This window comes from Pseudophaeobacter leonis, from assembly GCF_002087335.1.
GTDB classification, from domain to species: domain Bacteria; phylum Pseudomonadota; class Alphaproteobacteria; order Rhodobacterales; family Rhodobacteraceae; genus Pseudophaeobacter; species Pseudophaeobacter leonis.
The window spans coordinates 19,748-39,359 of sequence record NZ_MWVJ01000113.1; the positions used below are offsets into that span (position 1 = coordinate 19,748).

19 protein-coding genes, 1 tRNA gene and 1 pseudogene are annotated in these 19,612 nt (G+C 58.9%); 14 read left to right on the forward strand and 7 right to left on the reverse strand.

Translation table 11 applies throughout. The annotated features are described in order from the left end of the window. Positions 1–25: 25 nt before the first annotated feature. The 3 genes from purN to B4968_RS20905 form a co-directional block, all read right to left on the reverse strand. Positions 26–628: a phosphoribosylglycinamide formyltransferase gene (purN, locus tag B4968_RS20895; protein ID WP_083101168.1), complete on the reverse strand. Its 603-nt coding sequence runs from the start codon at positions 626–628 to the stop codon at positions 26–28. Beyond that, on the reverse strand, positions 625–1,671 hold the full coding sequence (purM, locus tag B4968_RS20900) for a phosphoribosylformylglycinamidine cyclo-ligase (protein WP_083101169.1): 1,047 nt from the start codon (positions 1,669–1,671) through the stop codon (positions 625–627). Before purM ends, purN begins: the two co-directional genes overlap by 4 nt. A 123-nt stretch (positions 1,672–1,794) precedes the next feature. Next, positions 1,795–2,772, reverse strand: coding sequence for an MBL fold metallo-hydrolase (locus tag B4968_RS20905; RefSeq protein WP_083101170.1), 978 nt, complete (start codon positions 2,770–2,772; stop codon positions 1,795–1,797). 139 nt (positions 2,773–2,911) lie between these two features. Between B4968_RS20905 and B4968_RS20910 the strand changes: the two genes are divergently transcribed. Both B4968_RS20910 and B4968_RS20915 read left to right on the forward strand, forming a co-directional pair. Beyond that, complete coding sequence (locus B4968_RS20910) at positions 2,912–3,847, forward strand: LysR family transcriptional regulator (RefSeq protein WP_083101171.1); 936 nt, start codon at positions 2,912–2,914, stop codon at positions 3,845–3,847. A 35-nt stretch (positions 3,848–3,882) separates the two neighbouring features. Further along, a tRNA-Ile gene (locus B4968_RS20915) sits at positions 3,883–3,958 on the forward strand. Between the two features lie 347 nt (positions 3,959–4,305). Here the strand turns inward: B4968_RS20915 and B4968_RS20920 are convergent. Continuing rightward, positions 4,306–4,566, reverse strand: a pseudogene (locus B4968_RS20920) (IS30 family transposase); the annotation flags it as partial. A 915-nt stretch (positions 4,567–5,481) separates the two neighbouring features. On the opposite strand from B4968_RS20920, the gene B4968_RS20925 reads away from it, so the two are divergent. The 7 genes from B4968_RS20925 (at position 5,482) to B4968_RS24940 (ending at position 10,631) form a co-directional block, all read left to right on the forward strand. After that, the gene (locus B4968_RS20925) at positions 5,482–5,949 is read left to right on the forward strand and encodes an acyl-homoserine-lactone synthase (RefSeq protein WP_241525903.1); all 468 of its coding nucleotides are present in this window, start codon (positions 5,482–5,484) and stop codon (positions 5,947–5,949) included. 979 nt (positions 5,950–6,928) lie between these two features. After that, positions 6,929–7,996 (forward strand): siderophore-interacting protein, encoded by a 1,068-nt coding sequence (locus tag B4968_RS20935; protein ID WP_083101173.1) that lies wholly within the window; start codon positions 6,929–6,931, stop codon positions 7,994–7,996. Next, on the forward strand, positions 7,993–8,925 hold the full coding sequence (locus B4968_RS20940; RefSeq protein ID WP_338153325.1) for a MotA/TolQ/ExbB proton channel family protein: 933 nt from the start codon (positions 7,993–7,995) through the stop codon (positions 8,923–8,925). Before B4968_RS20935 ends, B4968_RS20940 begins: the two co-directional genes overlap by 4 nt. Before the next feature lie 110 nt (positions 8,926–9,035). Next, positions 9,036–9,407 (forward strand): ExbD/TolR family protein, encoded by a 372-nt coding sequence (locus B4968_RS20945; protein WP_083101174.1) that lies wholly within the window; start codon positions 9,036–9,038, stop codon positions 9,405–9,407. Positions 9,408–9,415: 8 nt separating this feature from the next. Beyond that, the gene (locus B4968_RS20950) at positions 9,416–9,799 is read left to right on the forward strand and encodes an ExbD/TolR family protein (protein ID WP_083101175.1); all 384 of its coding nucleotides are present in this window, start codon (positions 9,416–9,418) and stop codon (positions 9,797–9,799) included. Then, positions 9,796–10,314 (forward strand): hypothetical protein, encoded by a 519-nt coding sequence (locus B4968_RS24935; protein ID WP_241525904.1) that lies wholly within the window; start codon positions 9,796–9,798, stop codon positions 10,312–10,314. Before B4968_RS20950 ends, B4968_RS24935 begins: the two co-directional genes overlap by 4 nt. Continuing rightward, on the forward strand, positions 10,281–10,631 hold the full coding sequence (locus B4968_RS24940; RefSeq protein ID WP_241525905.1) for a TonB family protein: 351 nt from the start codon (positions 10,281–10,283) through the stop codon (positions 10,629–10,631). The genes B4968_RS24935 and B4968_RS24940 overlap by 34 nt, the downstream gene beginning before the upstream one ends. 247 nt (positions 10,632–10,878) lie before the next feature. Here the strand turns inward: B4968_RS24940 and B4968_RS20960 are convergent, their stop codons facing one another. Genes B4968_RS20960 through B4968_RS20970 form a run of 3 tightly spaced genes read right to left on the reverse strand, consistent with a single transcriptional unit; the run spans position 10,879 to position 14,042 of the window. Beyond that, on the reverse strand, positions 10,879–12,279 hold the full coding sequence (locus B4968_RS20960) for a TRAP transporter large permease (protein WP_083101176.1): 1,401 nt from the start codon (positions 12,277–12,279) through the stop codon (positions 10,879–10,881). 7 nt (positions 12,280–12,286) lie between these two features. Then, positions 12,287–12,940 carry a TRAP transporter small permease subunit gene (locus tag B4968_RS20965; RefSeq protein WP_083101177.1) on the reverse strand — a complete coding sequence of 218 codons (654 nt, stop codon included), beginning with the start codon at positions 12,938–12,940 and terminating at the stop codon, positions 12,287–12,289. A gap of 58 nt (positions 12,941–12,998) precedes the next feature. After that, the gene (locus B4968_RS20970) at positions 12,999–14,042 is read right to left on the reverse strand and encodes a C4-dicarboxylate TRAP transporter substrate-binding protein (protein ID WP_083101178.1); all 1,044 of its coding nucleotides are present in this window, start codon (positions 14,040–14,042) and stop codon (positions 12,999–13,001) included. A gap of 238 nt (positions 14,043–14,280) precedes the next feature. Here B4968_RS20970 and B4968_RS23325 point away from each other — a divergent pair, with 238 nt between their 5' ends. The 5 genes from B4968_RS23325 to B4968_RS20990 all read left to right on the forward strand — a co-directional run bounded on the left by B4968_RS23325 (position 14,281) and on the right by B4968_RS20990 (position 19,609). Beyond that, the gene (locus B4968_RS23325; protein ID WP_139792956.1) at positions 14,281–14,628 is read left to right on the forward strand and encodes a hypothetical protein; all 348 of its coding nucleotides are present in this window, start codon (positions 14,281–14,283) and stop codon (positions 14,626–14,628) included. A 38-nt stretch (positions 14,629–14,666) separates the two neighbouring features. Next, positions 14,667–16,628 (forward strand): acetate--CoA ligase, encoded by a 1,962-nt coding sequence (gene acs / locus B4968_RS20975; RefSeq protein WP_083101179.1) that lies wholly within the window; start codon positions 14,667–14,669, stop codon positions 16,626–16,628. Between the two features lie 6 nt (positions 16,629–16,634). Beyond that, a complete protein-coding gene (locus B4968_RS20980) occupies positions 16,635–17,318 on the forward strand; it encodes an adenylate kinase (protein WP_083101180.1) in 684 nt (227 codons plus the stop codon). Between the two features lie 218 nt (positions 17,319–17,536). After that, the gene (locus B4968_RS20985) at positions 17,537–17,821 is read left to right on the forward strand and encodes a DUF4212 domain-containing protein (protein WP_083101181.1); all 285 of its coding nucleotides are present in this window, start codon (positions 17,537–17,539) and stop codon (positions 17,819–17,821) included. 3 nt (positions 17,822–17,824) lie between these two features. Further along, positions 17,825–19,609 (forward strand): sodium:solute symporter family protein, encoded by a 1,785-nt coding sequence (locus B4968_RS20990; RefSeq protein ID WP_083101182.1) that lies wholly within the window; start codon positions 17,825–17,827, stop codon positions 19,607–19,609. Positions 19,610–19,612 lie beyond the last annotated feature (3 nt).

The following is a 19,612-nucleotide window of genomic DNA, read 5'->3' on the forward strand; positions in this document are numbered from 1 at the left end:
GCTGGCCGCAATGCAAATCTCCAGATCAGCCTTGTAACACCACCTGGCGGCGGTCCCCAGAGGCAAAACGGCGCAGCACCTCCGGGTACAACCTGTGCTCTTGCACCAGAACCCGCGCGGCCAGCGTCTCAGGGGTATCTCCTGGCAGAACGGCAATGCGCGCCTGTCCCAAAATGGGGCCATCATCCAGCGCTGGCGTCACCTCATGCACGGTGCAGCCATGCTCGCTGTCGCCCGCTTCCAATGCGCGCGCATGGGTGTGCAGCCCCTTGTATTTCGGCAGCAAGGAGGGATGAATGTTCAGCATGCGCCCCTGAAACGGGGCCACAAACCCTTCGGTCAGGACCCGCATGAACCCGGCCAGACAGACAATATCGGCGCCTGCTTCCAGAATGGGTTTCACCAGCTCGGCCTCAAAGGCGGACCGGTCGCCCTTAAAGGGGCGATGGTCTACTGCTGCTGTGGCAATCCCCGCTGCTGCTGCCTTTTTCAGCCCGCCTGCCTCGGCGTCATTTGACAGCACCAGACAGGGGCGGGCCGGATGGTCGCCTGTCATGCTTTCGATCAGCGCCACCATATTGGAGCCGCCTCCCGAAACCAGAATGGCGACCTTCTTCTTTTCGCTCACAGCAATTTGCCCGCATAGCGCATGCCGACACCTGCCGTGACAGTACCCAGGCGGCTGACGGTCTCGCCTTCATCCTGCAAAATCGCCACCAGCTCATCGGCGCGATCCGCCGAGACCGACAGGATCATGCCAATGCCGCAGTTAAAGGTCTTGAGCATCTCTGCCTCGGCAATGCCGCCGACCTCGGACATCCATTTGAACACAGCGGGCAGCTCCCAGGCATCCAGATTGATATCCGCGCCCAGATCATCGGGCAGAACCCGTGGCAGGTTTTCAGTCAGACCGCCGCCGGTGATATGCGCCAGCGCATGCACACCACCGGCCCGCACCGCCGCGAGGCTTTGCTTTACATAAAGCCGTGTCGGGGTCAGCAGAGCCTCGCCCAGCGCGCCCTCGCCAAAGGGACAGTCAGCGTCCCAGCCAAGGCCAGACAGCTCAACAAGCTTGCGCACCAGGGAGTAGCCGTTGGAATGCACCCCGTCAGAGGCCAGCCCCAAAAGCACATCGCCTTCAACCACACCTTCGGGCAGCGCTGTGCCGCGCTCCATTGCCCCCACGGCAAAACCCGCAAGGTCAAAATCGCCTTTGGGATACATACCGGGCATCTCGGCGGTCTCGCCGCCGATCAGCGCACAGCCTGAGCGCACGCAGCCCTCGGCAATCCCTTCGATGATCCGCGCGGCCGTTTCGGTCTCGAGCTTGCCGGTGGCAAAGTAGTCGAGAAAGAACAAAGGCTCGGCGCCCTGACAGACCAGATCGTTGACACACATGGCAACCAGATCGATGCCCACACCGTCAACAACGCCTGTGTCGATTGCGATACGCAGCTTGGTGCCGACACCATCGGTGGCCCCCACCAAAATAGGGTCGCTATAGCCTGCGTCCTTAAGATCAAACAGGGCGCCAAATCCGCCCAATCCGCTCATCACGCCGGACCGGTTGGTCCGCTTGGCGGCCGGCTTAATGCGGTCCACCAGGGCATTGCCCGCGTCAATGTCCACACCTGCATCTGCATAGGTCAAACCGTTCTTGCCACTGGTCATCTCTTGGCTCCTTCAAACTGGTTGCGCAGCCTTTATCGCAAGGTGATGCAGAAAGAAACAAGGGAATCCACCGCGCGCATCATGTCGCGCGATGGGGCGGTGATTTTCAGCGCGAGTGCTACCTTATTGGCCAAACTGCCAGGGGGCAGCCTGATAACGATAGCCCTCGCCTGCCCGCTTCACCTGCCCCAGGCCGGGAAAGTCGAGATGCATGCCCGTCACCAGCAGGTTGTCGACCACGGCGCGATCCATCATCTGACGCCGGGTTGTGGCTGTCTGTTGCGCGTCAGTATCAAAGGTTATGGTCCAGTCGGGATAGGTGAACTGCAGCGCCGTCATATGCACCAGATCCCCCCAGATGAGCAGAGATTCGCTCCCCCCATCCAACATAAAGCCGGTATGTCCCGGCGTGTGCCCCGGCAAGGGTACAGCCGTGAGGCCCGGCGCGGCCTCAGCCTCGCCTTTGATCAGCTTCAGGCGATCCTTATAGGGGGCCACCGACATGCGGGCCGCGTGGAAAAAGCCCTGACTGCCCTTAGGCACGCCCGCAAGGATCGCGTCATCGTGCCAAAAGCCCCATTCAACCTCAGAGACCACCAGCTCGGCATTGGCAAATGCCGCGCTGCCATCGGGCAGCAACAGGCCGCCGGTATGATCGGGGTGCAAATGGGTCATCACCACGGTGCTGATCTGCTCTGGGGTTACGCCCGCTGCCGCCAAAGCACTGTGCAACCCGCCCAGCGCCGGGCTCATCTGCGGTGTGCCGCCGGTATCAACCAGCGTGTATGTCCCGCCGTGCTCAACCAGATAGCCATTCACCGGCACCTGCAGGGAACTGTCTTTGAACTGGTACAAGGTCCCCTTCAGGGCTGAACTGGCCTTGTCGGCGTCAAAGTCTGGAATCAACTGCGTACCCAGCGGCAGATGCCCGTCCAGCAGTGCAGTCACTGTGGCCTCGCCAATCTTGAACCGGTGAAACGCTGAAGGCGCAGAAGCTATCGCTGAGGCTTGGGCAGAGGCATTGGCCGCAGCAGGCAGGGTTGCGGCGGCAACAGGTGCAGCTGCAAGGGCTTGCAACAGGTGTCTACGATTGATCGTCATAAGAATCTCCAATATGTCAGAACCAGTATTTGGTTGCGATACAGAGTTAGGCTGGTCTCCGCCCGACATGTAGGGAGACAATGCCGATATCACCTATCAGCAATGCTTATAGGTAAAACCACAACAGTGAGAGCGGATCATGGACAGGCTGGGACTTCTGGAAACCTTTACCATTGCCCTGGACGAAGGCAGCCTCAATCGCGCCGCCCAGCGCCGCGGCTTGAGCCAGCCTGCGGTCAGCCTTCAGATCAAGCAACTGGAGGGGCTCTTTGGACAACAGCTGTTGTTGCGCAGTGCCACAGGCGTGAAAGCAACCCGGGCCGGGCAGCTGGTCTATGCTCAGGGCCTGACACTGCTGTCCGGCTATGAACGTATGCGGGCCGAGCTGAGCGCGCTGGAAGACAGTGTCTCGGGCACCTTCAGGGTTAGCACCAGCACCTTTTTTGGCCGTATCATCCTGGGCCCGGTGCTGCTGGACATAAATCAGGCCTACCCTGACCTTGATATTGTGATGAAGCTGGAAGACCGCCTGATTGACGTTGTGCGCGAAAATATCGACCTGGCGATCCGCTCTGGCACCCTGGGAGAGACCGAAGGCACGGCGCGCAAGATCGCACAGATGGAAACTGTGCTCTTTGCCACGCCTGCCTACCTTGACCAGGCGGGACGCCCCGAGGGGCCAGACGAGCTGAAACGGTTGAAATTCATTCAGCACCATGAGGATCAGACTGGCGGCTACTTTTCTCTGATGCGCAACGGTGTCGAATATCAGGCGCCGGTCCACGTAGGGTTTACCGCCGATGATCCCGATCTGATCATCCGCGCCGTGACCAATCAGACCGGCTATGCCCGTGCACCGCGCCTGTTTCTTGAGGAGGCCTTGCAAGACGGACGCTTTGAGGCGGTGCTTCCCGCCCACCCGCCCCAGAGCAAGGATATCTTTGCGGTCTACCCCTCCCGGCACAGCTTTGACAAACGCCATGAGGTGGTGATCAACAGCCTTGTTGCGCGCCTGGAGGCGCTGCATGTTGCATCAATCGCGCGCAGGCACCCTCCAACTGCAATCATCGCTTGACCTTCCCGCAGCCTTTTTCTAACCACGTCCCCAGCGGGCCTGTAGCTCAACGGTTAGAGCAGAGCGCTCATAACGCTTTGGTTGCGGGTTCAAATCCTGCCGGGCCTACCACCACCGCTATAAACGAATGTTTTCAAGCAAATAGCTATACCGCACATCAAAAACAACGCCCTATAATTTTCAATGGGTTACGTTGAAGGTGTACCGCAGATTTTAGAGTAGAAGCCGAGATCTTCCGCCGCAAAATTGTTCAGTTCTATAAATCGTCAGGCGAAGTGAGCCCTGGCCCAACCTGCGCAGCACCTCGCATCGCCTCTGCAGATCCACCTAGATTGGTGATCCTGTATTCTTTGACGTTCTTTTGGCGGCAGGCTGAACAGCGCATTCGTTCAATCGCAAGCCCTCACTCACATCATCGCCTAGGATCTGGATCACATCCGACACCCAGACGGATTGGGAATCGAAACAGCATTTTTGATTTTGCGCAACTCAAGGCCCTTTTGAGTGGCATGTCTTGAGCGTCGGATAGCACGCGGGCTGCGCAGGCATTCCTGCAATTCCTTCTTCAAAACCCCTCGGGTTTGGATATAGAGGCTACGATATATCGTTTCGTGTGACACACAATTTTGCTCTTCATCAGGATATTTGCGTTTGAGCCACCCTGCGATTTGCTGCGGTGACCATTTTCGACGCAGCTTGCGCGCTATCAATTGGCACAAAAAGAGTTTGAATGGCTGGTTTGGTGAAACTGCGATGCAGCGCCTTGCGGACCGAGCAACGGTGGCTCTGGGCCGATGTTGCCGCGTCATGCCACTTGGTTGGGCGACTTTTGTGCATATGCCCGCTTCCCGCCCATTCTGTAGACGGAGGCCCTAGACCTGAGCATAGTAGAGTGTGCAGCGTTGGGTTCGATCCGGCCTGAACAGCAGACAGTTCCGCCGCGCCGTTTCATTATAAATGGCCAAATGAGAGGGACGTTTGGAACACAATCCAAAATCAACCAAAAGATGTGCGCCTAAAACTGCAGCGACCTCGCTTTCAGCGTAAAAGGTGTCAATCTGCAGCCTTTTCGCCGTTTAAGACACATATGCTCCTCTCAAGCGCGCCGCATCCCACATGGTTAAGCAAAAGTTACGCAACGTCCTTCCCTTGCGCAGAGCGATGATGCAAACCAAGAACATGACCCAGCCGGGCCCACTCCGGATCTGTACCGGCAAACCAGCTCCACCCTCTCATCCTGCGTCTTAAAGCTCTATAGCGCCGCTGCCTTAGGCCTCTTCTAACCCCTTAAATCACATAATCATTCAACAGATGTAGGTCTGGGCCGTAGCAGGCAGCATTTGTGCCTTTCCTGATCCATTTGCGCAAAGCAGATCACAAGCCAAACAGCCTTTACAGGCGACCTGTGAGACCTGGTCCTGCAAAAAGATGCGCCAGACAGCCCTTGCCACCAGACCCTCATTGACCGCATAGAGCACAGCAGTTTTGACAGTTTCAAATCAGGGTTGGCCACGTGGCTTCGTATCGTTAAAAATTAATAAAAAATTTACGATTACATGCAAAAGCTGTTTTACATCTTCAAAAAAACCCTCTGAACGCGGTTCACAGACGGCAAAAAATGGTCAGGCACTTTGATGCAGTCAACAGAAATAACCTTCGACAATTTAGGCGAAACCGGAACTCTTTTCACCGCGCTACTGCGGGCAAGGCATCACCATTTCATCGAAACTCTGGGCTGGGATCTTCCGAATGTCCGCGGCCTTGAATTCGATCAATACGACACGCCAGAGAGCATTTATTGCGCCATTCATGACGGCGAGACGGTCCACGGTGGGCTTCGACTGACGCCAACAACCGCGCATAGCATTGCTGCAAGCTACATGCTGCGCGATGCGCAACTCGGACTGCTGCCAAAGATGCCCACAGATATTCTTGACGCACCCGCGCCTCAGGATCCCGGCATATGGGAGGTCAGCAGGGTTTTTGTCGCAGACACTCTGAGCAGCCGAGAAAGAATGCGCGTCAGGGGAGAAATAGGACTTAACCTCGCCCGCCTGGCCGAGAAATGGCAGATTGACTCCTACCTTTGCCTACGACCGTGACGGCCCGGCTGCTGATGCGCAAAACCGGGTTGACGACCTCTCCGGCCGGCCCTCGCATCGATGTGGGGGGGGAAACCTGCCAAGCCTATCACCTTAAGGTCGACGCAAAGAGTGTGCGCAGCTACGCCGCTTGAACGAGCGTCTGCCTGCCAACGCCGGAAGCTTTGAATGGGTCTAATTGCGACACAAACGCAGGCCCTGTTTGCCTAGCGCGCGCGACTGCCTTGCGACATCGCAATGAACACGGCTGGCTCCGTTAGGACCAAACCGAACAGCGGTGCTTTTACACACGAGGCCTCCCAACACGTGACCTGACCAACACGCGAACTGATTAACACGCGAACTGACAGGAATGCCTGCGTGATCTTCGAGAGCGATCACCTCGTGGAACGGTGGAACGACAGAATGCGGGCTGCATTCTTGACCAAACGCGCCCAAGCAAATGTGCATTTCTGTGATTGATGTCTTCCAGGATATCTTCTGATGCCACATGGCTCCATTCTTGACAAAACTAGTAAGGAAAAATATGGGTCCATCTCAGACCTTTTTCTCGAAGCCAGATGTCAGGACGGTGATCGTCCCTTGCAACATCCAGCCAAACCACTCAACAGCTGTAGAGGCACCGCCCTTTTGCAGCGCATTGGAGCAGTTTGGTGCGCCAAAAACTTGTTGCAATCGTCGCCGCTCTTCGGCCCCTTCGTGCTCCTGCCCGAGATGAGCTAAAGATGAACGGGCTCCAGGCCGCATCCTGGCTTCGGCGCCTTTTGCCTTCTCAAATGCGCCAACAGCCCAGCCACATGCTTGCTTTGGGCGCAGCTGCGCTCTTTGTCAAAGCCCCCCCTGCCAAAGTGGCTAAGGCCAAAACACGCAATAGCGCTTTGGCCTCACCTGTTTGGCCCCACCTGTTTGGCCTCACCTGCCAGAATATCTCGGCTCCGGTGCGCGGCACCCCCATGTCATCCCTGAATAGGACAGCAGCATGACGATAAATCCAAGCTTTCCCATCGAAGCCTATGCAACCCTGACATTGGCAAATCAGGCCGACAGCTCATTTTCCACCCTGCGTCAGGCCATGGCGCAGCAGGCTCGCGAGCATGAGCTGCAGATCCGCGAGGACACGGATACCGCTCTGTGCGTTGAGGTCGCTTCCTTTGGCCAACTCCGGATTACCGCGCAGGAGAATGGCTTTTCGGTTTACATATCCGCCGCGCTTCCGGACCGGCTGTTTATGTTGAAAGACGGCTTTAGCGAAAACCTTGAGCAGCTGTTGCCTGAGGCTGCAAAGGCTCTGCGCTGGTCGGACAGCGCGACACAGGCGTCTCTGCCGCCCAACCTGCATTTCACCACCGTGCAGTCGATTACCCCCATTGGTACGGCCTTCCTGCGGGTGCGTATAAACGGAGAAGACCTTAGCAGTTTTCAAGACGATGCCATTCACTTTCGCTTGGTTCTGCCTCCAGCCGGATGCGGCGAGCCCGTCTGGCCCAGCCTGTCGGAAAATGGCACAACAGTCTGGCCCAAAGGCGAAAATGCACTGCATCGTCCGGTCTACACCACCCGCTGGATAGACCGTCAGGCGGGGCTGATGGATTTTGACATTTTTCTGCACGACGGTGGCCGCGCCACCGAATGGGTCCGCAGTGCCTCGGTGGGCGAGGTTCTGGCCATAGCCGGACCAGGCGGCGGCGGCATCCCTCAGGTGTCACACATCCTGCTGTTTGCCGATGAAACCGCCTTTCCGGCGGCCGCGCGTATTCTTGCGAGCCTTCCAGCGGATAGTCAGGGTCAGGCCACCCTTGTCGCGGCCGAAGGTGAGGCCTGTGGCTATCCCATCAGCGCCCCTAAGGGCGTGCAGCTTACCTGGCGCGTTCGGCGTGACGCCTCCGATCTTGCCGAACGCGCCCTGTCAGCCCGTGCAGCGCAGCCGGCACATTGCTTTTGGTTCGCAAGCGAGAAAAGCGATGTGACGCCTGTGCGCCAGGCCATCAAAGCCTCCCCTCCGGCGGCGGGCACTAGCTATATCGCTGCTTACTGGAGCAAGCCATGAGTCGAACCATCCCCCTCGCCCTGCTGCTGCTGCTTGCCACCAGCTCTCTCGCCTCTGCGCAGGAAGCGGTGCAACAACCGGAAACTTTGCAAAGCCCAGCGGCTGCAGCGACCCAGGCCACGCCCCAGCTTACAGCTCCCGTGCTGGACAGCACCGGAGCCAGCCTCACCGCGCCCGTCCCCACCGAGGCCCAGAGCCCGGATATTCCGGCTGTCTCCAGCCAGGCGGACGCGGCTGCCAGCCCTGCCCCGCAGCCGCTTGATGCGGCACAGACCTCAGCCCCCGGTCAGGCAACGGCCCCCAGGCCAGATGTATCAGAGGCAACAGAGGCGGTGGAATTGCCCCCCGTGCAGCCGCTCTCGCGACAGCAAGAGCTGCAACAGATGGCGGTTGAGACCTCGCAAAAGGCCCAGAAGTTTTTACGCGACGGCGGGCCATCCATCTGGGCAATTGCGGCGCTTTCCGTAATCACATTAGCGCTTACATTGTGGAAAATCTGGCGGTTGGCCCTGATCGGCGCCTGGTCCCGTGGCAAAGCCAGCAAAGCTGTCGCCGCCTATGAAGCAGGCAAGCCGGACGCCGCTTTGACCATCGTTCAGGGACGCATGGGCATTCGCTCCAAAGTGGTTGCAGCTGGCCTGAACGCCCTGCGCAGCCTGCCCGAGCCACGCGCCCGTGAGGAAACCGCCCGCGTGGCCAAAAAGCACCTGGCACAGGCGGGAAACGGACTGGGAGCCCTTGAACTCATTGCAACAATCGCGCCGCTGCTGGGGCTGTTGGGCACCGTACTGGGCATGATCGCGGCCTTTCAGGCCCTGCAACAGGCGGGCTCAAAGGCTGATCCCGCCCTGCTGGCCGGCGGCATCTGGGAAGCCCTGCTGACCACTGCTGCCGGCATGGCGGTCGCGACCCGGCCTCGGCTGCGCTGACATGGTTTGAAGCCGTCATCATGCGCATTCGTCAGGCTCTGGAAGACAGCGCCACCCGCCTGTTTGTGGCAGAAGCCCCGGCCAAATTACAAATGGCGGCCGAGTAAACGATGCATTTTAGTGTCGCACCAAAGCCTCGGCGCAAGCCCAGCCTGACGCCTATGATCGATGTGGTCTTCTTGCTGCTGGTGTTCTTTATGCTGGCGTCGCGTTTTGGCACCGAAGCGGTGCTTGAGCTGCCGCTGGCAGGACGAGGCGGCGCCTATTCCGGCCCGCCGAGACTGGTCAGTATTGGCCCCGACACCCTGAACCTCAATGGTCTGCCCACACAGGATCTGGCGGCAAGTCTTGCGCCCCTGATGGAAACACCCGGTGATCTGGTCATTTTGCGCGGCACCGATGGCGCCAACCTGCAGCGCATCACCACTGTCACCCAGACCCTGCGCAACGCTGGCTTTACAGCCTTTGTACTGGTGGAGTGAGCGAAACTATGGATTTTTCCCCGCCCCGGCGCCGTCCCCGCGCAGAATCCATCGTGCCGATGATCAACGTGGTTTTTTTGCTGCTCATCTTCTTTTTGATGACATCGCGTCTGGCCCAGCCTGAACCTTTTGAGGTCACACCGCCAAATGCTGATCTTGAGGCCGAAACCAAGGCAGAGCAGACCCTCTATATCGACGCCACCGGCAAATTGCATTTTGACGGCGCCGAGGGCGAGGCTGCGCTGGATAAGCTGGCCGCGTCCAGCGCCAATGCCCCTGTGGTGGTGCTGCGCGCTGATGCCAGGCTTGAGGCCAAAACACTGGCGGGCATCTTGACGAAACTGGCGGCGGCAGGGCTGAGCCGCGCAGAATTGGTGGTACGCCCAGAATGAAACGCGCTGCCGAGTTCACTCTGTTTGCCGGTCTTGCGGCCTTTATCCATGTCAGCCTGTTTGCCACCGCGCCGCAATCGGGGGTGCAGTCCAGCGGTGCGGGCGGCGATGCGCGGGTCTCGATCGAGGCGGCCAGTGCCACCCTGGCAGAAATGGTAAAGGCCTGGGAGCGTCCTACCCCTCGGGTGCAGCTGACAAATCCCGATCTGACGCAGCCACAAGCACAGCCGACCATACAGCCAACCGCACTGCAAATGCCGCAGATTGATCTGGCAGAGGCCCCCCGCGTTGCCGTTCTGGTGGCCCTGGCGGAGCCTGAGGTGAAACAGGTGGTAGAGGTCGATACGGCGCCAGCCCCTCCGCCGCCGCCCCCAAAACCAGAACCAGAGCCGGAACCAGAACCAGAACCAGAGCCGGAACCCAAACCGCGGCCCAAGCCGGTTGAAAAACCTGCCCCCAAACCGCCAGTGGCCAGCCACCTGTGCCAAAGCAGCCTGCCCCGAAACAGCCTGTAGCCAAGACCTCCCAGCAGACCTCTGCAGGGCGTCCCGCGCAACGGGCGGCCGGATCCGGCGGCGGCGCAGAGGCAGGGCTCGCAGGCGGCGCCAGCACGGCCACGGCATCCGCAGGGCAAAAGGCAAAGCTACAGTCCATCTGGGGGGCAAAAATCCGCTCTCGCATAGAACGCCGCCAGCGGTACCCTTCAGGCCAGCGCGGCAAAGGCCGGGTTGTGCTGCGCATCACCGTCGCGGCCAATGGCAAGCTGATCAATTACCGCGTTGCCAAATCCTCAGGTGTGGCGGGGGTTGATCAGGCGGCCCCAAAGCCGTAAGCCGGGCGGGAAAGTTCCCCTCGGCGCCAAAACAGCTTGGCGGCAAGCCGTTCACCTTCAATCTCCCCATGAGTTTTTCGCGCTAAGCTCTGAACCTGGCCGGCCCCGATCCCTGCATGGCTTTGCATTCCGGGCAAAAGGAAATTTGCACCAGCACAGAACGTCTGCTCAAACAGTGACAAACAAAATGGGCGAAAGGGGAGTTTCCCTTTCGCCCATTTTCAATTCAGACAGATAACAGGCGCTGTTACGCCAGGCTTGGCAGGTAGAGCACAATGGCCGGGAAGGCCACCAACAGGGCGATTGTCACCCCGTCCGCGATGAAAAAGGGCATCACGCCGTGGAAGACGTCCTGCACGCTGAGATCATCGCGCACCCCAGCCACCACAAAACAGTTGAGGCCGATTGGCGGCGTGATCAGGCAGAACTCAGCCATTTTCACCACCAGAATGCCAAACCAGATGGCGCACATCGGCCCTGACATGCCAAAGGCACTGTCCACAGCAGCCACGCTTTCGCCGCCATTCAGCGCCATCACCGCCGGGTAGACCACAGGCAGGGTCAACAGCAGCATGCCAATGGCATCCATGAACATCCCCAGCACCGCATAGGCCAGCAGGATACAGATCAGGATCACCATAGGCGACATCGCAAGACTGGTGATCCAATCCGAAAACGCCCCCGGCAGGTCTGCAAAACCCAAAAAGCGCACATAGATCAGCACGCCCCAGATGATGGTAAAGATCATCACGGTGAGCTTAGCCGTCTCCAGCAAAGCCGATTTGAACTCGCTCCAGCGCATGCCGCGCCACAGCGCCATGCAAAAGACCACAAAGGCGCCCAATGCGCCGCCCTCGGTTGGCGTGCCCCAGGCGTCACCACCAAAGGGGTTGTAGACAAAGCAGATGATGATCACGACGACAAAGACGATCGGCAGGGCAGCGGGCAGGGATTCAAAGCGCTGGCGCCAGGTAAAGCCGGTGACCGGCGGGCCGACGTTTTTGAAGATCACCGCAATGCCAATAATCAGCAGCACATAGACCACCGCACTAAAGGCACCGGGAATAAAGCCCGCCAGCAACAGCTTACCCACGTCCTGCTCTACGATAATGGCATAGATCACCAGAATGGCAGAGGGCGGGATCAGCGAGGCCAGGGTTCCGGCCGCCGCCACAACGCCCGCCGCAAAGCGTTTATTGTAGCCAACCGCCAGCATCTCGGGGATAGCGATACGGGCAAAGACCGCCGAGGTTGCCACAGAGGCACCAGAGACGGCTGCAAAGCCTGCGGTGGCAAACACCGTCGCAACCGCAAGCCCGCCGGGCAACCAGGCGATCCAGCGCTTGGCGGCCTCAAACAAGGCGCGCGTGAGGCCAGCGTAATAGGCCAGATAGCCAATCAGAATGAAGGTTGGGATCAGGCTCAGCGCCTGGCTTGAGACTTTGGAATGTGGCACCTGGCCTGCGGTTTTCACCGCAATGGTCAGCGCCTTGCCAAAACGGGCGGGATCATAGCCAAACTTGGCCCAAAAGATCCAGACCAGCCCGACAAGACCGGCAAGGCCAGCCGCAAAGGCCACCCGCATGCCCAGGACCACAAGCACCAGCAAAAAGCCCGTGACCCAAAGGCCAATTTCAATAGGTTCCATGATGGCTCTACCCCTGCCCGTTCAAAGCGTCATTGTCATGACCGACGAGCTGCTCTGCCTCGGCCGCAGCCTGTTTCGCAGCATCCTGGATCAAAGGCACCGCTGGCGGTGTGTCCAGCCCCTGCACCAGAGCGCGCCCATAGCCCCAGGCCTGCAGCATCAGCCGCAGGCAGAGCACAGAGAAAGCCACCGGCGCCAAAAGCTTTGCGGGCCAGATCGGCAGGCTGATATCAATCGAGCTGTCCCGGCTCCACAAAGGGGCGGCAAAATCAAACGACCCCTCGAAATGTGACCAGCTGCCCCAGACCAGCGCCAGCATCAGCACCAGCATCAACAGCACCGAGATCAGCTCAAACAGCCACAGCGCCCGTCCCCGCAGCGCACCAACCACGATATCCATGCGGATATGGCTACCATCACGCTGCACATAGGCGATGCCCATAAAGGCGATCAGCGGCATGGCCTGTTCGATCCAGTCCACATAGCCCGGCAAAGGCGCGTTAAAGGCGTTGCGCCCCCCAACCGAGACCACCGCCAGAAGCATAAGTGAAAAGACAGCAAGCCCGCTGAGCAGCGCAAAGACTTGCTCAAGCTGCAGCAGTTTGCGGTCGAGACGGCTGATCAGACTGCCATCTTCCATAACCGCGGCGTTTCCCGCCATGGGTCCCACCTTTCTCTCAGAGAGTTCCAAAAAACGAAACGGGGCCGAGAGATCCCTCTCAGCCCCGAGCCGTCACAGGCGCGGCGTAGTTGCCGGCGCGGGCGTCGTTGAGGGTCTTCATCACCAGGTCATAAAGCTCCTGGCCTGGAATGCCCTGGGCTTCCATGTCTTTGATCCACTGTTCGCGAATGGGATCTGCCGCAGTGGCGCGAAAGCCTGCCAACTCGTCTTCGGACATCATGACCTTGGTCACGCCCTTTTCTTCCAGCACGGAATCCCACTTTTCGAGCAGGGCGCCGTAGATGGCCAGGCAGTGGTCGATCGCTTCCCCAACCGAGCTGTCCAGTGCGGCACGTTCAGAATCGCTCAGGGCGTCATAGGCATCGGTGTTCACCACAACAGGGCAGTTGACAGTGCCTGGGTTGAGGTTGGCAGTCCACCATTCAGCGCGATTGATGGTGCCATAAGACAGATGGGCGTGCTGCGCAAAGGCCACGGTGTCAACAACACCTGATTCCATCGCGTTATAGGCCTCGGTCGCTGTCACCGAGGTGGGAACCGCGCCAACCGCTGCAAAGGCTTTGCCGATACCGCCGGTGGCACGCACCCGCATATCCTTGAACTCGGACACTTTATCGCGCGGAGCACCTGTACCAACAATGTTATATTGCGGCATAGGCGAGGTCATCAGCAGCTTTGCATTCCAACGCGCCAGATCTTTCTGCGCTGCCTCATGGGCATAGACCGCATGGCTGACGGCCACTTCTTCTGCCAGGGTGTTCACGCCGAGGAAGGGCAGCTCAAGCACGGTGATGGATGGGTTTTTGTCGCGGTGATAGCCGGCACAGAACTGCGCCATCTCAAACGCACCGATAGAGATACCGTCGAGGTTCTCTTTGTTCTTGGAAAGACCGCCATAGCTGATGTTCATGGTGAACTCACCATTGGTTTTGGCGCTCACCAGCTCAGCCAGCTTTTCCACATGCTCGGTAAAGGCGCGGCGCTTGCCCCAGACAGAAACATTCCATTCCGTCGCTGCCGCCTCTCCGACAAGCGCAAAACCAGCAGCAGCCGCCACAGCAGCAGTCAAAATCGTCTTCATATATACATCTCCCATGTTGCGCCTGTCCCCGCCTGGCCGCCCCTGAAGGGCCGCTCATTGGCAGGCGCTTGCGCACAGGCTAACGGCAACTCTGCGAGCTGCCAAGCCCGCACCGCAGCACATTGGGTGAGATTCCACCTATGGGTGAAACACGATCTGGTCACCACCCGCCTATCCGGTCTTGCCCGGCCTTACCCGGTCTCATTCGGTCCTGGGCCCAGACGGAAACGCAAGAAAGTTGCGTAAAACAATCGCAATTTCTACGCAGACAGAGGCGCAAGGCACAAAATGCCGCAGGTCAGAAGTGTTGAAAAATGACGGACTGGCCCTCTTCCACAACCTTTTGCTGTCAGATTGTGAAACTTTTGACACAGGACCGTTGACTCACAATATCCATATTCTCAACGGTTTTTCTTTACAGTTTGGTAACAAATTTTCAAATCACCCCCTTGAAGGGAAATTCATTTACAAGCAAATCGTTATTTTCCCGTATCTTATTCACTTATTTTCCACTCACCCTATGATTGGCGGCAAGGGAGGAAACAGTTTGACACTCATGCCAGTCAGTTGTGGTGTGTCAGACTGACCAGATACCAGGGACAAGATACTAGGGAGGAGACCAGCATGACACAGCAACCCCAGGGCCAGGCCCACGCGCCATCCGCCGAAACCGTTGCCCGCGCCCATGTCGACAATGCCAAATACGAGGCGATGTATGCCGCTTCGCTGAAAGATCCGGAGGCTTTCTGGGGAGAGCAGGGCAAACGTCTCGACTGGATCAAACCCTTCACCACTGTGAAGGATGTGAATTTCAATTTTGGCGAGGTATCGATCAATTGGTATGCCGATGGCACGCTGAATGTCTCGGCCAACTGTATCGACCGCCATCTTGAAACCCGTGGCGACCAGACCGCGATCATCTTTGAACCTGATGATCCGGATGAGGCCGCCCAGCACATCACCTATAAAGAGCTGCACCGCCGTACCTGCCGCATGGCCAATATTCTTGAAACCATGGGCGTGCGCAAAGGCGACCGGGTTGTCATCTATCTGCCGATGATCCCCGAGGCCGCCTATGCCATGCTGGCCTGTGCCCGCATCGGGGCGATCCACTCTATTGTTTTTGCCGGCTTCAGCCCGGATGCGCTGGCCGCACGGGTCAATGGCTCAGAGGCCAAGGTGGTGATCACCGCCGATGAGGCCCCACGGGGTGGTCGCAAAACACCGCTGAAATCAAACGCCGATGCGGCACTGCTGCATTGCAAAGACACGGTCAAATGTCTGGTGGTCAAACGGACCGGTGGCCAGACCACCTGGGTTGATGGCCGCGACTTTGACTACAACGAGATGGCGCTTGAGGCGGACGACTACTGGAAACCTGCCGAGATGAACGCTGAAGATCCGCTGTTTGTGCTTTATACCTCGGGCTCAACAGGCCAGCCCAAGGGCGTGGTGCACACATCTGGCGGCTATCTGACCTATGCCGCGATGACCCATGAGATCACCTTTGATTACCACGATGGCGACATCTACTGGTGTACGGCAGATGTGGGCTGGGTCACTGGCCACAGCTATATCGTCTATGGCCCACTGGCCAATGGGGCAACAACGCTGATGTTCGAGGAGGTGCCAACCTACCCTGACGCCAGCCGGTTCTGGCAGGTCTGCGAAAAGCACAAGGACAACCCGTTCTATACCGCCCCTACTGCGCTGCGCGCCCTGATGGGTCAGGGCAATGAATGGGTCGAGAAATGCGATCTGTCCTCGCTGCGCCTGCTGGGCACCGTAGGTGAGCCCATCAACCCCGAAGCCTGGAACTGGTACAGCAATGTGATTGGCGGCGGCCGTTGCCCTATCGTTGACACCTGGTGGCAGACCGAGACAGGCGGCCACCTGATGACGCCCCTGCCCGGCGCCCATGCAACCAAACCCGGCTCAGCAATGAAGCCCTTCTTTGGCGTTGTGCCCACGGTTCTGGATCCACAGTCTGGAGAAGAAATCACCGGCAATGGCGTTGAGGGTGTGTTGTGCATCAAAGACAGTTGGCCCGGTCAGATGCGCACAATCTGGGGCGACCACGAGCGGTTTCAGCAGACCTATTTCTCGGACTACAAAGGCTACTACTTTACCGGTGATGGCTGCCGCCGCGACGAAGACGGCGACTACTGGATCACCGGTCGCGTCGATGACGTGATCAATGTCTCAGGTCACCGCATGGGCACCGCCGAGGTCGAAAGCGCGCTGGTCGCCCATGCGGCCGTCGCCGAGGCTGCCGTGGTGGGCTACCCGCATGACATCAAGGGCCAGGGCATCTATTGCTATGTCACCCTGATGAACGACCGCGAGCCTTCGGACGACTTGCTGAAAGAGCTGCGCACCTGGGTGCGGACTGAAATCGGCCCGATCGCCAGCCCCGATGTCATCCAATGGGCGCCGGGCCTGCCCAAAACCCGCTCTGGCAAGATCATGCGCCGTATTCTGCGCAAGATTGCCGAGAATGACTTTGGCGCGCTGGGGGATACCTCGACACTGGCGGACCCATCCGTGGTCGATGATCTGATCGCAAACAGAGCAAGCAAGGGGTAACCGACAATGACAACCGATGTGATAACCCGCCCTGCCGTTCTCATCCTTCTCGGCCCCCCCGGCGCCGGGAAGGGCACGCAGGCCCGTGTTCTCGAAGCGAAATTCGGCCTTGTGCAGCTTTCGACCGGCGACCTTTTGCGCGCCGCAGTTGCGGCGGGCACTCCGGCGGGCAAAGCCGCCAAAGCGGTGATGGAAGCCGGTGGACTGGTGTCGGATGAGATCGTCATCAATATCCTGCGCGACCGCCTGGCCGCGCCTGACTGCGCCAAAGGCGTGATCCTTGATGGCTTCCCGCGCACCACAGTGCAGGCCGAGGCGCTGGACGGGCTGCTGGCGGAAAGCGGTCAGAAGATCAACGCCGCCATCAGCCTAGAGGTGGACGACAGTGCCATGGTGGCCCGCATCTCGGGCCGTTACACCTGTGCAGGCTGCGGGGAGGGCTATCACGACAGCTTCAAGCAGCCCGCGACTGTCGGCACATGTGACAAATGCGGCGGCACGGAGATGTCTCGCCGTGCCGATGACAATGCCGAAACCGTCGCCAGCCGTCTGGCGGCCTATCACGAACAGACAGCGCCGCTGATTGCCTACTACGACAGCAAAGGCGCGTTGAAAAAGATTGATGCAATGGGTGAGATCAAGGCGATTGCTGGCGGACTTGCTAGAATTGTCACCGAGGTCACGTCCTAACACGACCTAAGCCTTTCCAGGGGCCCTGCCTGCTCAGCGGGGTCCCACACCACATACCGGAAATTTCCGACGACCCCTTCTGACACCCGCGTCAGCAGACCGGCGGAGCCATGCCTGAGGCCTTGTTTTCAAACGAAAACACCGGCGCAGGCAAACAAGGAGCGCATGCCTGTTTGACCCCTCATCCAGGCCCTAAAGAAAGTTAAGGAGGAGCCGCCATGGCGGACGACACACCAAACGCTGCACAGACGACCGAGGCCGATAAGGGCTATTGGAAGGCCAATGTGCGGATCATTCTTGTCAGCCTGGTGATCTGGGCTGTCGTATCATTTGGATTCGGCATTTTGCTGCGCCCCATGCTGTCAGGCATCGCCGTCGGCGGCACCGATCTGGGCTTTTGGTTTGCCCAGCAGGGGTCAATCCTGGTCTTTCTGGCGCTGATCTTTTTCTACGCCTTCCGGATGAACAAGCTGGATCGTGAATTCGGCGTAGAGGAGGAGTAACCCATGGATCAGTTTACCATCAACCTGCTGTTTGTAGGCACGTCTTTCGCGCTCTACATCGGCATCGCGATCTGGGCTCGTGCGGGCTCTACATCGGAATTCTACGCCGCCGGGCGCGGCGTGCATCCTGTCACCAACGGCATGTCGACGGCGGCCGACTGGATGTCGGCAGCCTCGTTTATCTCCATGGCGGGCCTCTTCGCCTTTAACGGCTATGACAACTCCTCCTTCCTGATGGGCTGGACCGGCGGCCATGTACTGCTTGCGCTGTTGCTGGCGCCGTATCTGCGCAAATTTGGCAAATACACCGTGTCCGAGTTCATCGGCGACCGGTTCTACAGCCCCACCGCGCGGATCGTGGCTGTGATCTGTCTGATTGTGGCCTCAACCACCTATGTAATTGGTCAGATGACCGGCGTTGGCGTAGCCTTTGGCCGCTTCTTGGAGGTCTCCAACACCGCCGGCCTGCTGATTGGTGCCTGCGTTGTGTTTGCCTATGCTGTTTTTGGCGGCATGAAGGGTGTGACATACACCCAGGTGGCGCAGTACTGCGTGCTGATCATGGCCTATACCATCCCGGCCATCTTTATCTCGCTGCAGCTGACCGGCAACCCGAGCCTTGCTCTGGGTCTGTTTGGTGATCACGTCGCAAGTGGCGAGCCGCTGTTGCAGAAACTGGATGCAATCGTGCGCGAGCTGGGCTTTAACGAGTATACAGCGCATCACGCCGATACCTTCAACATGGTTCTGTTTACCCTGTCTCTGATGATCGGCACAGCTGGTCTGCCGCATGTCATCATGCGCTTTTTTACCGTACCGCGCGTGGCGGATGCTCGCTGGTCCGCTGGCTGGGCGCTGGTGTTCATTGCGCTGCTCTACCTCACGGCGCCTGCCGTTGGTGCAATGGCGCGTCTGAACATCACCGATATGATGTGGCCCAACGGCACCGACGCACAGGCCGTTTCGGTTGAACAGATCGAGAATGATGCCCGCTATGACTGGATGGCCACCTGGGAGAAAACCGGGCTTTTGGCCTGGGAAGACAAAAATGGCGACGGCCATATCCAGTACTACAACGACCAGAACGCCGAGATGCAGGCCAAAGCGGCTGACATGGGCTGGACTGGCAACGAGTTGACCAAGTTCAACCGCGATATCCTGGTTCTGGCCAACCCTGAAATCGCCAACCTGCCCTCCTGGGTTATTGGTCTTGTTGCGGCCGGTGGCCTTGCGGCGGCTCTGTCCACAGCGGCCGGTCTGTTGCTGGCGATCTCTTCCGCGGCCTCGCACGATCTGATCAAAGGCTCGCTCAATCCGAATATCTCGGAGAAAAACGAGCTGCTGTCAGCCCGTATCGCCATGGCTGTGGCTATTGCAGTAGCTACCTACCTGGGCCTCAACCCTCCCGGCTTTGCGCCGCAAACCGTGGCACTGGCGTTTGGTCTGGCGGCGGCTTCGATCTTCCCGGCCCTGATGATGGGGATCTTCTCAAAGAAGATCAACAACACCGGCGCTGTGGCGGGGATGCTGTCTGGTCTGGGTGTTACCCTGATCTATATCTTCCTGCACAAGGGCTGGCTGTTCATCCCGGACACCAACTCCTTTACCGATGCTGACCCGCTGCTGGGCACGATCAAGTCGACCTCCTTTGGTGCCATTGGCGCCGCGGTCAACTTTACCGTCGCCTATGTGGTTGCCAGCCTGACCAAGGAAACCCCGCAGGAGATCAAAGATCTGGTGGAAAGCGTCCGTATTCCACGCGGTGCCGGCGTGGCACAGGATCACTGATCC

Coding starts and splice junctions, on each gene's coding strand:
- B4968_RS20985 (WP_083101181.1), top strand. CDS start 17,537: ATGGCGGACGACACACCAAACGCTGCACAGACGACCGAGGCCGATAAG.
- B4968_RS20940 (WP_338153325.1), top strand. CDS start 7,993: ATGAGTCGAACCATCCCCCTCGCCCTGCTGCTGCTGCTTGCCACCAGC.
- B4968_RS24935 (WP_241525904.1), top strand. CDS start 9,796: ATGAAACGCGCTGCCGAGTTCACTCTGTTTGCCGGTCTTGCGGCCTTT.
- B4968_RS20980 (WP_083101180.1), top strand. CDS start 16,635: ATGACAACCGATGTGATAACCCGCCCTGCCGTTCTCATCCTTCTCGGC.
- B4968_RS20935 (WP_083101173.1), top strand. CDS start 6,929: ATGACGATAAATCCAAGCTTTCCCATCGAAGCCTATGCAACCCTGACA.
- acs (WP_083101179.1), top strand. CDS start 14,667: ATGACACAGCAACCCCAGGGCCAGGCCCACGCGCCATCCGCCGAAACC.
- B4968_RS20905 (WP_083101170.1), bottom strand. CDS start 2,772: ATGACGATCAATCGTAGACACCTGTTGCAAGCCCTTGCAGCTGCACCT.
- B4968_RS20970 (WP_083101178.1), bottom strand. CDS start 14,042: ATGAAGACGATTTTGACTGCTGCTGTGGCGGCTGCTGCTGGTTTTGCG.
- B4968_RS20990 (WP_083101182.1), top strand. CDS start 17,825: ATGGATCAGTTTACCATCAACCTGCTGTTTGTAGGCACGTCTTTCGCG.
- B4968_RS20910 (WP_083101171.1), top strand. CDS start 2,912: ATGGACAGGCTGGGACTTCTGGAAACCTTTACCATTGCCCTGGACGAA.
- B4968_RS20945 (WP_083101174.1), top strand. CDS start 9,036: ATGCATTTTAGTGTCGCACCAAAGCCTCGGCGCAAGCCCAGCCTGACG.
- B4968_RS20965 (WP_083101177.1), bottom strand. CDS start 12,940: ATGGCGGGAAACGCCGCGGTTATGGAAGATGGCAGTCTGATCAGCCGT.
- B4968_RS20925 (WP_241525903.1), top strand. CDS start 5,482: ATGCAGTCAACAGAAATAACCTTCGACAATTTAGGCGAAACCGGAACT.
- B4968_RS20950 (WP_083101175.1), top strand. CDS start 9,416: ATGGATTTTTCCCCGCCCCGGCGCCGTCCCCGCGCAGAATCCATCGTG.
- purM (WP_083101169.1), bottom strand. CDS start 1,671: ATGACCAGTGGCAAGAACGGTTTGACCTATGCAGATGCAGGTGTGGAC.
- B4968_RS20960 (WP_083101176.1), bottom strand. CDS start 12,279: ATGGAACCTATTGAAATTGGCCTTTGGGTCACGGGCTTTTTGCTGGTG.